The sequence below is a fragment of the Coleofasciculus sp. genome, from assembly GCF_046539235.1.
Lineage (GTDB): Bacteria > Cyanobacteriota > Cyanobacteriia > Cyanobacteriales > Coleofasciculaceae > Coleofasciculus.
Window position 1 is genome coordinate 1 of the sequence record NZ_JBKHHI010000163.1, and the last position, 13404, is coordinate 13404.

The 13404-nt window shown below is 44.2% G+C and carries 9 protein-coding genes; 2 read left to right on the top strand and 7 right to left on the bottom strand.

Annotation, left to right across the window (positions count from 1 at the left end):
* Window positions 1–111: 111 nt before the first annotated feature.
* A complete protein-coding gene (locus tag ACLFWI_RS15690) occupies window positions 112–2208 on the top strand; it encodes an ATP-binding protein (protein ID WP_446413696.1) in 2097 nt (698 codons plus the stop codon).
* A gap of 292 nt (window positions 2209–2500) precedes the next feature.
* Here ACLFWI_RS15690 and ACLFWI_RS15695 read toward each other — a convergent pair whose 3' ends face one another.
* Both ACLFWI_RS15695 and ACLFWI_RS15700 read right to left on the bottom strand, forming a co-directional pair.
* Window positions 2501–3280, bottom strand: coding sequence for a pentapeptide repeat-containing protein (locus ACLFWI_RS15695; protein ID WP_446413697.1), 780 nt, complete (start codon window positions 3278–3280; stop codon window positions 2501–2503).
* 219 nt (window positions 3281–3499) lie between these two features.
* Window positions 3500–4504: a zinc-dependent alcohol dehydrogenase family protein gene (locus tag ACLFWI_RS15700; RefSeq protein ID WP_446413698.1), complete on the bottom strand. Its 1005-nt coding sequence runs from the start codon at window positions 4502–4504 to the stop codon at window positions 3500–3502.
* Between the two features lie 187 nt (window positions 4505–4691).
* Between ACLFWI_RS15700 and ACLFWI_RS15705 the strand changes: the two genes are divergently transcribed.
* Window positions 4692–4826, top strand: a complete 135-nt coding sequence (locus ACLFWI_RS15705; protein WP_446413699.1) for a hypothetical protein — start codon at window positions 4692–4694, stop codon at window positions 4824–4826.
* Between the two features lie 23 nt (window positions 4827–4849).
* Here the strand turns inward: ACLFWI_RS15705 and ACLFWI_RS15710 are convergent, their stop codons facing one another.
* The 5 genes from ACLFWI_RS15710 to ACLFWI_RS15730 form a co-directional block, all read right to left on the bottom strand.
* On the bottom strand, window positions 4850–5860 hold the full coding sequence (locus ACLFWI_RS15710) for an ABC transporter permease (protein ID WP_446410762.1): 1011 nt from the start codon (window positions 5858–5860) through the stop codon (window positions 4850–4852).
* 773 nt (window positions 5861–6633) lie between these two features.
* The gene (locus tag ACLFWI_RS15715; protein WP_446413700.1) at window positions 6634–9642 is read right to left on the bottom strand and encodes a leucine-rich repeat domain-containing protein; all 3009 of its coding nucleotides are present in this window, start codon (window positions 9640–9642) and stop codon (window positions 6634–6636) included.
* 303 nt (window positions 9643–9945) lie between these two features.
* Window positions 9946–10758: a DUF3037 domain-containing protein gene (locus ACLFWI_RS15720; RefSeq protein ID WP_446413702.1), complete on the bottom strand. Its 813-nt coding sequence runs from the start codon at window positions 10756–10758 to the stop codon at window positions 9946–9948.
* A 43-nt stretch (window positions 10759–10801) separates the two neighbouring features.
* Window positions 10802–10987, bottom strand: coding sequence for a hypothetical protein (locus ACLFWI_RS15725; protein ID WP_446413701.1), 186 nt, complete (start codon window positions 10985–10987; stop codon window positions 10802–10804).
* 647 nt (window positions 10988–11634) lie between these two features.
* Window positions 11635–13284: an ABC transporter substrate-binding protein gene (locus tag ACLFWI_RS15730; protein WP_446413703.1), complete on the bottom strand. Its 1650-nt coding sequence runs from the start codon at window positions 13282–13284 to the stop codon at window positions 11635–11637.
* Between the last annotated feature and the right edge of the window lie 120 nt (window positions 13285–13404).

Genomic DNA, 13404 nt, shown 5'->3' on the forward strand with positions numbered 1-13404 from the left:
AAATTATAAACTGTTTTTCCCGAATTTAACTCGACCTGCAATATGCCTTAACATAGAAGCCATAAAACCCTTACTGTAAACTTTAAGATATTTAAACAGCCCCATAACATCATGGATACTCCAGCATCGACCAACTGGTATCAAGCCAACTTTCAGTATCTCCAGACAGCCGTTAATCAAGTTCGTCAGGTATTGGAAGATACCATTAACTGTGACCAAAATCAGACGAGTCCACTTAGACTTGAAACAACCTTAGCGCCAGACGCCTTTGCTCCCCTACAAACTAAGCCTTCAGCCTTAGAGACGCTCTGCACAATCTGTAAGCTTTCTCCCTTTGAACAATATATTCTATTGTTGTGCGTCGGGATGGAATTAGACAGAAAATTTAAAGTCTTGTGTGCCAAATTTAATGGTCATCTAGACCACAATCATCCGACTCTGAATTTAGCTTTTGCTACATTTAGTGATGCTAATTTACGTGTTTTCTCTTCTGAATCTCCCTTAGAATACTGGGGACTGATTGAAAGTGGTGATAGTCAAACGCTCTCTCACTCTCCTCTACGCATTAATCGGCGCATTTTCTGTTATCTATTAGGTGAACATTGCCAGGATGATGACTTGATTGGTATCCTCAAACCTATACCCCCTTTACCTCCATCTTCTCTTCCCCCGTCCTACCAACAACTCACTGAGCAACTCATCGCTACTTGGTCTCAGAAAACACCGACATCTATCTTTCCTATCGTTCAATTGTGTGGTGCTGAACTCGGTGCTAAACATACCATTGCTGCTGCTGGCTGTAGTGCTTTGGGTTTGCATCTGAACTTCATTTCAGCGTCCCAACTTCCCCTTAATCCCCATGAACTCTATCAATTAAAACAGCGGTGTTTACGGGAAGCCATATTAACCAACAGCGCCCTTTTACTCACCTGCGATGAACTGAATCAAACTGATGGGATGCGAGAGTTGGCTATCTCTCAGTTTGTTGAAGATTTAAATCTGCCTTTAATTCTTAGCACTCAAGAACGACAACCACAAAACCAGCGCCCGATGATTACGTTGGATGTGGGTCAACTAAGTCACAGGGAACAAAAGTTAATTTGGGAGTCGTATCTCGGTTCAACGGCGTCAGAATTAAATGGACAACTCGATACGCTAGTATCTCATTTTAATCTCAATCCTCTAGCCATTCAAGCCGCTTGTTTATCACTGGAAGGGATGGAGTTTCCCCCAGTCAAAACCGAGCCAACTAAGGAGAAAGAACCGGAGAAACCTGCTTCCTCTTCAAGGCGTACTCGCAAATCTAAAAGCCAAACCTCAAAACCCAAAATAGAGAATCCTTTCTCTCCGTTGCAAACTCACTTGTGGGATTTCTGTCGCACTCAAGCGCGTCCCCGATTAGATGATTTAGCACAACGGATTGATGCGGTAGCGACTTGGGATGAGTTGATTTTACCTGAACGGGAAAAAAATACATTACAGGAAATTTCGGCTCATGTTCGACAACGAGCGAAAGTTTATCAAGAGTGGGGATTTGCGGGAAAAGGGGGTCGTGGTTTAGGGGTTAGCGCCCTGTTTTCTGGACCGAGTGGTACGGGGAAAACGATGGCGGCGGAGGTATTGGCAAAGGAATTACGCCTTGATGTTTATCGCATTGATTTGAGTGCGGTGGTGAGTAAATATATTGGCGAAACGGAAAAGAATTTGCGGCGAATTTTTGATGCAGCGGAAACGGGTGGGGTGATTTTACTGTTTGATGAAGCAGATGCTTTGTTTGGCAAACGAACTCAAGTTAAAGATTCCCATGACCGCCATGCGAATGTGGAAGTGAGTTATTTATTGCAACGGATGGAAGCCTATCAAGGATTGGCAATTTTGACGACGAATCTGTTGGAATCATTAGATCAAGCGTTTCTGCGTCGGATTAATTTTTCGGTTAAATTTCCGTTTCCTGATGCTGAGGCTAGAACTGAGATTTGGCAGCACATTTTTCCTGAAGAGACGCCGACGAAAAACTTGGATATGAAAAAGTTGGGTAAGGTGAATATGGCGGGTGGAAATATCCGCAATATTGCCCTAAATGCGGCGTTTTTAGCTGCTGATGCCGGAGAACCTGTGATGATGAAACATATTTTACAAGCGACTAAAAGTGAATCTCTTAAGTTGGGGAGAATCTTGACCGATGTAGAAGTTAGTGGCTGGGTTTGATGGTATCTGAAGAGGCAGAGAAACCCCATGCAAGAGGAGGCGATTGAAATCGCTGCTACACAAACAAAGTCTGCCTGCGCGGACTAGATTATAAAGGGGGTGGCTAACCCGGATTTGGTATGAAATGTCTGGTAAGGATGCAAGGTAGAAGGACATGATAGTATATCCGGTAGTATCGGATAACCCGCCAGATGTAGGAGAATACGATAGTATAGAAATCATACAATAGGCATGAATTTAGGGGTTGACAATCAAGCATTTTATGGCACTAAAGTGCCTACTACAAACAGGTCTATTCGGGAAATTTTTGCTCAGATGAGGCTAGGGTTTTAATTGTATCGATTCCCCATTCGGCTAAGGGATGATTGAGGGTGGCTAAATAGTCCCATCCTTGGCGATACATGAGCAGTAATTCAGCCAGGTTTTGCTTTTCTTTGTCGTCCCCAGCCGCTTGTCGTAAAATTTCTGTTAATAGTTCTGGTGAATTTAAGTTTAATATAGTATCATTGAGGTTAGCTGCACTCAGGTTAGCACCAGTGAAATTAGCGTCCTGCAAATTAGCCTGACTGAGATCTGCATTAGTCAAATTAGCGCCGACTAAACGCCCATGACTTAAGTCTGCTTCACTTAAATTCGCCTCACTTAAATTCGTCAGACTCAATTCACTCCAACTGAGGTTTGCTTTATATAAATTGGTCTGACTCAAATCAGCGTTAATCAAGTTGGCATTGCTCAGATTTGCTCCGACTATGGTAATGCCAGTTAATTGAGCGCCGATTAATTGAGCGCCGATGAGTTTTGCTCCGCTGAGATTGGCGTTGATTAAATTGGCTTCTATCAGGATGGCATCGGTTAAATTGGTGGCAACTAAGATAGCGCCACTAAGGTTAGTATTCAAGAATAGGGTTTGACTCAAGTTTGAACCAAAGAAAATTGTGTTGCTCAAGTTAGCATGGCTGAAGTTCGCCTCTTGGAGTCTTTCAGCGATTAGTGTTGCACCCTGTAAGTTTATGCCGGAAAAGTTGCGTTGATTTTGGTTGTATTGCTGAAGCAGTTGATTTTCTGTGTCCATTTTTAGTAATGAGTTATGACTTACGAATAAGAACGGGTTTAGCTACAGGAAGCCCAGACAATTGACCCTTCGAGACTTTTGAGGACAGGCTTATGACTTATCCACAGGTGGGTAATGCCCACCCTACTAGGGGGATACGGGGCGTCAGTAAATCGGGCGCACGTCGGTGCGCCCCTACGGTTCTCATTCACCAAAGTAGGTGTGCCATGGAACTTCTGTTTATGCAATCTGCAAGGCGATTTTTCCGGTGGTTGATCCTGATTCTATAGCTTGATGAGCGCTAACGGCGTCGGGGAGGGGAATGGTTTGAGAGAGGTGAATGTTGAGTTTGCCTTCATCTATCCATTGGGCGCATTGTTCGAGAATCTCGGTTTGGTGTTCCTGGGCTGCTACTAATCCTTGGAGTGTCGGTGTTAGCATGAGTTCTAAGCTAATTCGCAGATTTCGCGATCGCGCTGTTTTCAATTTCCCGATACTATAGTCAGGTTCGAGGATAGTAACCAAATCCCCGTAGACTTTTACGGCGGGAACGGTGTCATAAAAGGTTTGACCGCCAACCGTATCAAAGGCGACATCTACACCCTTTCCCTCTGTCCAATCTAATCCAGCTTGGGCAAAGTCGGTTTGTTTGTAAAGAATCGGTTCGTCTGCACCTAATTGACGTACTAATCGGGCTTTTTCTTGGGAACTCACCGTTGTACAAATATCAGCCCCTTTAATTTTGGCAAGCTGAATGGCAACATGTCCCACACCACCCGCACCCCCATGAATCAGCGCCGTTTGTCCGGCTTCTAAGCGCCCTCGGTCATATAAGGCTTCCCAGGCGGTAATTAGCACTAACGGCGCGGCGGCGGCTTCTGTAAATGACAAGGATTTGGGTTTTCGGGCGACCCAGCGTTCATCAACAACTGTGAGTTCGGCATAATTTCCTGTACCTGATTTTCCTAATCCGCCCGCACAGAAATACACCTCATCGCCAACCTGAAATCTGCTGACAGCAGACCCCACGGCTTCCACGACACCCGCCCCATCACAGCCTAAAATCGCAGGCATTTCATCGGGATAGAATGTGCCACGGTTTCGTAGTTTGGTGTCGATGGGGTTAACCCCGGCGGCGTGGAGTCGTACTAATATGTCTCTATCGGTTTGCAGTTTTGGTTCGGGTACATCCTGCAATTGCAGCACTTCTGGTTTACCCGGAGTAGTCATGACTACGGCTTTCATTCTTTTGTCCTTTGTCTGTTCTTTGTCATTTGTCCTTTGTCATTTGTCCTTTGTCAAGGAATAGGGATTTTTTTCTACAAACGGTAACATATAGATACAAAATATCTCCTCTGATGCCTGATAATTTATCTGACTTTTCACGGGAAGTCTAAAAACTATTGTAGAGACGCGCCATGGCGCGTCTGCCATGGCGCGTCTGCCATGGCGCGTCTGGGCGGGTTTAGTTACATCAGGTTGCAACCGAAAAGATAGTGGTGAAACCCGCCCCTACAGAATTCACACTCACTTTGCGTCACATACCATCAAAAGTCAGGATAACTGATGACTTTCGCCTAGGGTTCCTCGCTATTTATATTTAATTCGCGGATCAACTAGCGCATAGGAAATATCAACTACAAGATTAACTAGGACAAAGATAATCGAGATAACAACAACGCCGCCTTGAACAATGGGATAGTCTCGCGCCAAAATTCCTTCGTAAATCCAGGAACCAATTCCGGGCCACGAGAAGATGGTTTCAGTTAGAATAGCACCACCTAAGAGCGTACCAAACTGCAACCCAATTATCGTCACCACTGGCAACAGGGCATTTTTTAGACCATGGCGAATAATCACCCAATGTTCGGGAATGCCTTTTGCCCTCGCTGTGCGAATATAGTCCTGGGATAGAACGTCCAACAGAGAAGAACGAGTAATCCGCGCTAAAATGGCTAAGGGAATTGTGCCGAGGGTTAAAGCGGGTAAAATGAGGTGAGCTAGAACATCTTGTAATAGGTTGATATCAAATTGGAGAATAGCATCTAGGAGGTAAAATCCGGTAATCGGTTGAAAATTTAATCCCGCTTCAATACTAATCCGTCCACTAGGAGGAAACCAGTTCAAGGTAATGGCAAACAGGTAAATTAACAGTAATCCCAACCAATATACGGGCATGGAAACCCCCAGTAATGAACCAATCATGGTTACGTTATCGGCGGGACGATTCTTGTAAACTGCCGCTAAAACGCCAGCCGGGATTCCCAGAATGACGGCGACTATCATGGCGGCTAAGGATAATTCAAATGTGGCGGGAAAGCGGGTTTTAATTTCATCGATAATCGGAATACCGCTGATAATACTTGTGCCGAAGTCGAGATGGAGTAGATTATTGAGAAAGGTGAGGTATTGCAGGGGTAGGGGTTGATTTAAACCGAGTTGTTCCCGTAAGGCTTCTACCTGTTCAGGGGTGGCGCGTTCTCCTAGCAGAACTGTTGCTGGGTCACCGGGGATTAGGTGAAGGAAGAGAAAGACTAATAGGGTAATACCCAGGAGAACAGGTAACAGGTTGAGTAGATGCTTGATGATATAGTGAGCCATTTTCGGGTTTAATTTTCACCTCAAGTCTTTATCCTATAATGGTTTTTACGATGACTTAAGCGGGTTTTGTAGTAGGCACTTTAGTGCCCATCCGTGTCAACTTAAGCTCAACCCCTCACCCCCAGCTGACAGGTGTAGGTTTTTTATTTTAGGGTGGAGACTAGACTTGGGGACAAGGAAGGAAAGAAGACAAGGGGGAAAAACCGTACAGAATTCGGTTCGGTCAAACACACTTCTAACTTCTAAAAGCCGAAACGCCCTATTTTTCGTTAAAACTCTTCCTTGTCTACGGTCGCTGAGCGAAGTCGAAGTGATGGTCTACTTGTCCTCCTTGTCTTGCCTGAACCCCAACCTTAAAAAACCTACCCTTGTGAGCTCACCCCCAGCCCCTCTCCCACGCCGGGGAGAGGGGAGTAAGAGAATCTGGTTCCCCTTCTCCCCACGGTGGGAGAAGGGGTTAGGGGATGAGGGGGAAATTTTGAGCAGTAAATAGACATAGCTGAAAACCTTGCCAGCATTGGTTTTCGACCTTAAGTTGACACCAATGCTTTAGTGCCATAAGCGCTAAAGCGCAACTACAAACTCTAAAGTTAGTAAGCTGTCATGCCTTTAAATTGGGTATTAGTAGCGAGCAAGATGCAAAGCCTGCGGCATGGCTTCGCTAAACGCACTACAAGGATTTCATGATTATTGATATTAAGGTTTAAATGCCGAACAGCTTACCCTTGGGATTGGGTTTGATATCGATTTTTCTAGATGGCGTGACAAGTAAGCTAGAACTGCGGCATTTTCGACTGACGATTCTGATAGTGTTTTTCACATAACCAAAGATAGTCCCCGGTATAGGTTGGAAGTCGCTTAAGTCCCAACCGTTGATGATGGGGGTCTTCCTCGTGTAAGAAAGAATGTAATGCCAAAATTCCCGAACGTTCTGCGTGAGAGAGTAAGCCATCTCCCATCCCGGCGGTTCCATCAATTAGGAGTTTATCCTCGCTGAGAATCGTATTGCTTAACTCCTTCATTATCTCCAATTGATATTGAAGATTACTGACTTTCATGAAGTCTTCGCCAAAAAACATATTCGCAGCAGGCGCAGTAATTGGGGTTAAGGTTTTCAACACTCCCGCAATCAAATTAGCGTAGGGGGCGACTTTTTCCACCCATTCACGCGGCGCTTTAAACTCATAAACTCCCTTATCGATATCATGGACAGGATGCTGACAATTCGGTTCCTCACACCACAAATGCAGCCGATACTTTTTACTCGTCAACCGTCGCCAGTTTCCTTCCCTCGGTTCCAGGGTAAATAGTCGCGGTCCCCGTTTGGATTCGCTGGCGACTGCTTGCATAATCCCCATCACATAGTTGGCGATGCGGCTTTCAAATTCCTGGAGATTCTGCTGAATTTCGGTAAAGCCGCGCTCAACTTTAACTTCAATGCGACTCAATTGTTCTCTAGTATCTTCCTCTTCCAAACCGAAGAGTAAATCAACAATTTTGTGGCGGGTGCGACAAAACTGACAGGGATAGTGAGTATCCCCTTCCTCCAGAAACTGGCGTAATGCACCAATTTCAAACCGTCCCATACAGGCTTTACCCTGATTCTTGGTGGGACAAGGAACGGCAAAATAATACCGTCCCTCCAATCCGGGCCACGTATCAGAAATCAGCTTTTGTAGGGTTTGCTGAAGGATATTTGTAAAGTATTCGGGCCACACCGCCTCAGTATACAGATGAAGTTCGCGATCGCGCAATTCCAGCATCGCCTCACCATGGGTTTTATTCCGCAGGAACATCCCCTTTTGCCAGTGTAATCGATGGCTTTTCCCATCGGCTTCATGGCGCTGATAGATATAGTCATGAGTGCGAACAATCATCCAGGGAATCAGTCCCGGTGGTGATTCTTCCATCACACAAACGGTAGCAATTCGCCGCCGATTATTCGCGGGTTCCTCTTCGGGTAGCCAGGGGAGATTGGGACGAATTTGGGGGACGTGTTGCGCCACTAAACTGGCGGTTCCATCTTCCAAACGGTAGGAGACATCGTATTTTTCCATCAGCCGCAGGAAGAAGGGATACAATTCTGATGGATAGCGGGTTTTACCATCGGCTGGATTGTCCCACCATACCTCTAGTAAGCGGTTATCCGATAAGATACCATCCATGTTTTGAGTTGTGCGGTCTTCTAGCACAAAACCAATGGCTTTAGTTAACCATTCTGGCTGTAATACGACATCATCCTGTAACCGTTCATCCTCACTGTAGTAAACGATATACCCTAAATCATGCATTAGGTCAGCTAAGGTTTTTGTGGCGATATCATTTAGACCATGAGTTGAGCAGACTGTGGTAAATTCTGTGTAGGAAATCCGAGGTTTATTGATTGCCAATAGTTCATCCCGTGACTCTCGCCATGCTTTATTGAGTACCACTCCCATTTGGTCAAAGTTTTGAGCGGTTTCAGCAATGATTTGTTTGAGTTGGGCAATACCCACCTTTTCCCCGGTAGCGGGGTCATCGACTAAACTATCGACTTCATGGAAGTCTACAATCATGTCACCAAAATCACGTTTTAGGACAGGTTTATCGATGCGGGCAATATGTTGACCGGATTTGGAATAGGTCGAAATAATAATTACACGCGCCTCATCGCCAACTCGCATCTGTAGTAGTTTTAGCCAGTCTTCCACTTGGCATTGCTGCACACCTCGACGCGGTTCCCAAACGAGTAAGTAGACGGAACGTTTACTAAAGAAAAATTGATGAGTGACGCGATAGACTTCCTGACCGCCAAAGTCCCAAGCATTCAGTTTAATTTCAACGTTTTCTTTTTGGGGATGGGGTAGATGGAGCGCTTGAATGGCAATATCAACGCCATGAGTGGTTGCTTCATTGGTTTGAGGGTCTTTCCCGGTTAGTGCTTTCAGCAGGGTGGTTTTTCCTACTCCGCCTTCACCGACTAAAACTAATTTTGCTTCATAAATTTCTTCACGTTGATCAGGTTCTTGTATACTTCTTAAATAGGCTTTTAGTTCGTCTAGTCCGCTTTGATAGGCACTTTTTACGACAGGGTTAAGAGGATTATCGTCTAAATTCAGCTTTTGAAGGTTAGTTAATTGACCGATACATTCCGGTATCTCTGTTATTTGATTTCCACCTAAGTATAGCTTTTGAAGGTTAGTTAATTGACCAATACATTCCGGTATCTCTGTTATTTGATTTCTCCCTAAATTCAGCTCTTGAAGGTTAGTTAATTGACCAATACATTCCGGTATCTCTGTTATCTTATTGTCATGTAAATAAAGATTTTGAAGGTTAGTCAATTGACTGATAAATTCCGGTATCTCGGTTATTTGATTCCTCGACAAACCCAGCAATTGCAAGTTATTTAAATAACCAATAAATTCCGGTATCTCTGTTATTTGATTTGCTGACAAGCTTAGCTTTTTCAGGTTGGTTAATTTACCGATAAATTCCGGTATCTCTGTTATTTGATTTTCCCATAAACCCAGAAACCGTAGGTTATTTAATTGACTAATGCATCCCGGAATTTCTGTTATTTTATTTTTCCCTATAATCAGCTTTTGAAGGTTAGTTAATTTGCCGATACATTCCGGTATCTCTGTTATTTGATTTTCCTCAAAATACAGCTTTTGAAGGTTAGTTAATTGACCGATACAGTCCGGTATCTCTGTGATACCTTTACCCGATAAATCCAGCTCGGTTACTCCTTCACGGGCTGCTTTATCAATAATTTCGAGTAATTCTGCTCTATCCGTCATTCTATCTCGTCCTCACTCAAAGCCACCGGAACAGGATTATGGCATCTCTTAACTTGGCACAACTCAAGCTAGTTTCTCGCAGCTTTCCACCTCTACCACCTTAACTGATAAATTCCGCAATGGGAATTTTTCCCGTTACCTCCCTTCGAGTCTTCCCCAGCACCGATGAGATCCAATTATCGAGTAAGCTGTTCGGTTCAACGGAATCTAGAAAACCTCTCTCCAAACCTCTCTCCTGCAAGGAGAGAGGCTTTGAATTGTCCTCCTTCCGTAGCCAAAAAAACGAAGCATCCTTTTATTTTCTCATATAGTCTCCATCGTTGTAGTGTCTATAGGCTTAAGGTGATTCTTTACCCAAAGACCCATGTTATCTTCTGTTAAAATATCTGCACCTAAATCAGAATACATTGATCTTATGTCGTTATAATTTTTCTCAAGCCTTTTATAGGCAGAATTATTGGGATTAGGAGGTAGTGTCACAATTGCCAAAGGAAAATCAGGGTGACGTTTTTTTACATCAGAAATTTTCCAGGAAATTGAATCTTGAAGCGTTTCCTTGACTTGAACTTCAAATGAAATTCCTTGAGCGGCAAAATAAGGTTGTTCATTCGCAACGACAACATCAAATTTATGTTTGGTACGATAACCCGACAAGGGATAATTTTTTTTAACTAAGTCTTTGGCTGCATCTCCAAGAACATTCTTAATTTTCCTCCTAGTCATTTGAACAGCAAAAGCGCGATCGCGCGGCTTTGGCTCCTCCGGTGGCTCAAGTAAACAGGTATCAGCAATATCAGCTAAAAGGCTTTCTACAGCGTCTAGAGAACCACGCGGTTCAGTTAACTGAATGCTATTAAACCAATTCTGAGCGACTCTGATTAAACGTTCCTGCTTGGGAGTCTCATTTGGCGAATCCCCCGGAAACAATAATCCATCAGCAGCCGCATCCTCCATGGGACTCGCGAAATCTTTGAGGAAATGAATATCTTCCATGCCAAAGCGTTTTACCCGTTCCCAATTGCTTAGAAATCGAACACATACCCGATTATCATCAAAGGCAAGCACACCAATATTGATCCGCTCATCAGCAATCGGATTGGGAACGTATTGGACGATACTTTATCGACTAACCATTGCTTTTGCCTTATACTCAGAGGATTCACAGGAGTTCAAGTAACTCTTGTTGTCTTCTAATTAAGTATTCCACCATAGTAACCCGTTCTTCCATTGTAAACTGCCATTCCTGCACAGGGACTGCCACCACGCGAATACTATTATTTTCAGTTACCCGCTCTAGATTTTCGAGTGCTTCTTGGAGGTTGGACTTTAAACTAATCAGAGCCAATTATACCTGCGCGATCGCACTTCTTTTGATAACTACTATTCACTAGATACCACTTGGTTCTTTCTTTCTCCTTTACTACTGACATTTTCTCAGCTTGACTCAATGTCGTTTCGCCTCAATTTGTCAAGTAATGATAAATTTAAACTATTCTTTCTCCCAGAACAGTTTAAATTTTCCAATCAGAGTCTTGTCTCAACAAAACGTCATAATTGCTCGTTTTTCACCTCTTTTTGGGAAAAAGCTACGAAGTTTCAGGGGGTACGGCGATTGTGAGAGGGTGTGTGCGATTTTCAGGTATACTATCTATGGTGGACATTTTGTGGGCAAAACTAATCTTGACCCAGCTAAACCCCTTGAATTTTCGTAGAACTTTGTATAATCTCCGATTTTTGTCTCACTGCCAATATCTGCTTGGATGCATGTATTTTTTTAAAGTTTTGATAAAAATCATGACTAAGTATTGACAAAAACACAGATGACACAGAAGGGATGATGCAGACAGAAGCCGGAATAGTGAGGGACACAGATTGACACAGAGAACCCAATAATTTCCTCAAATCATCTTTTCATCCTTTCGTTCAAGTCAACCTACAATAGATTAAGGGTTTATAGTCAACGCTATACTTTTAATGGCGAAGACAGGACAACTACAAACCTTTGCTTATTGTCTCAAATGGTTCTGAACCTAGGGGACTAGGTGTCCACCCGGTAACAGTTGTGCGTTTTGCCAATAAGGGTTGGGAGTGAACGATAGGTAATCGGACAGCTTCTTGGGCTAAAATTTCATCCACTTGGGCATAAATTTGAGTCCGTTCGGCTTGATCAGTTGTCGCCCTTCCCTGTTCTAAAAGTTGGAGAACTTGATCATTTTTCCAGCCGCCTAAATCCTCGGTTGCGCCGGGCCCAAAATGGGCATAATAAAAGTTATCCGGATCACCATAATCCCCTGTCCATCCCAACATAAAGGCTTGAAATCCTGGTGATTTTCGCCGATCCTCTAAATAGGCTGCCCAATCTTTGGTTTGTAAGTTAACCTTAATCCCAATTGCACTTAATTCGGCGGCTATAGCTTCCGCGATGGGTTTAGGTGTGGGAAAATAGGGACGACTGACGGGCATGTACCACAAATCAAGGTCAAAGCCATTGGGATACCCTGCATCAGCAATCAGTTGTTTGGCTTGTTGAGGATTGTAGGGATAATTGATAACTTCCTCAGATTGATACTCTGACAGAGACGGTGGGGTAAAATGGTTATCATGTTCACCCAATTCTCCCCAGAAAGCGGGGACGATTTCAGAGGTGTTAATAGCTTGCGCGATCGCACGACGTACTTCTACCTGAGAAAGGGGTTCATAGCTGGGATTTAGTGCCAAATAGCCGACGTTAAATGAGGGACGAAACACGGCGTCTAGGTTGGCATCATTTTCGATTTCTGGGAGTTGATCGGGGGATAAATCTACCGTAAAATTAATCGTACCTGCCCGTAATTGAGCTAACCGTGCTGACGGATCAGTAATGAAGCGAATCACCAACTGATCAGACTTCGGTAGCTGCGGTTTCCAATAGTTTGGATTCTTGTCCAGAACAATGCGATCGCCAGTCCGCCATTCTTTAAATATAAACGGTCCCGTACCCACTGCCAAGGATGCCGGCGTGCCATAATCCGCCCCCGCTTGTTTAATCGCATCGGGACTGGCAATCCCAAAATAACTCGAAGATATCGCCGCCCCAAATGCGGCAAAGGGTTGCTGAAGGATAAACTCAATGGTATTATCATCCACGACAACAATATCTTGCAAAATTGAGTCCGGACTTCCCTTATACCCGCCAAACAAATTCGCCCAAATCTCGTAATTTTTCCCTGCATCCCGATAACCAAACTCACTATCGGGATTCCACCAGCGCTCTACATTAAACCTTACCGCTTCGGCATTAAAATCACTACCATCATGAAATTGAACATCATCGCGTAGCTTAAACGTCCAGGTTTTCCCATCCTCAGATACCGTCCACTCCGTCGCCAACCCTGGTTCTAACTCCGTGGTTCCCGGTTTAATACTCAGCAGCGTATTATAGATTTGATGCTGCACGACAAGAGAATTGCCGTCAGTAATATTTCCCGGTTCCAGATTCACCGGTTGTCCACCGGAACCATAAACCAGAGTATCAGCCGGAATCGCGGGACTCTCGCTAGTTTGGGGAGAGGGACTATCACAATTCGCCAGCCCTAACGCCAAAGCCAAGCCAATAATAACCAACAGAATAAACCGAATCAGCGATCGTTTAGGCGATGCGATCGCACCGATGTTCGTAGTCAGGGCTTTAGCCCTAGATCCGATGAGGTTATTTGGGGTCAACTGGCGTGATCCAACTCAAGTAGTGGAATAAATATTACATTATTTTGGGCGCACGTCAAT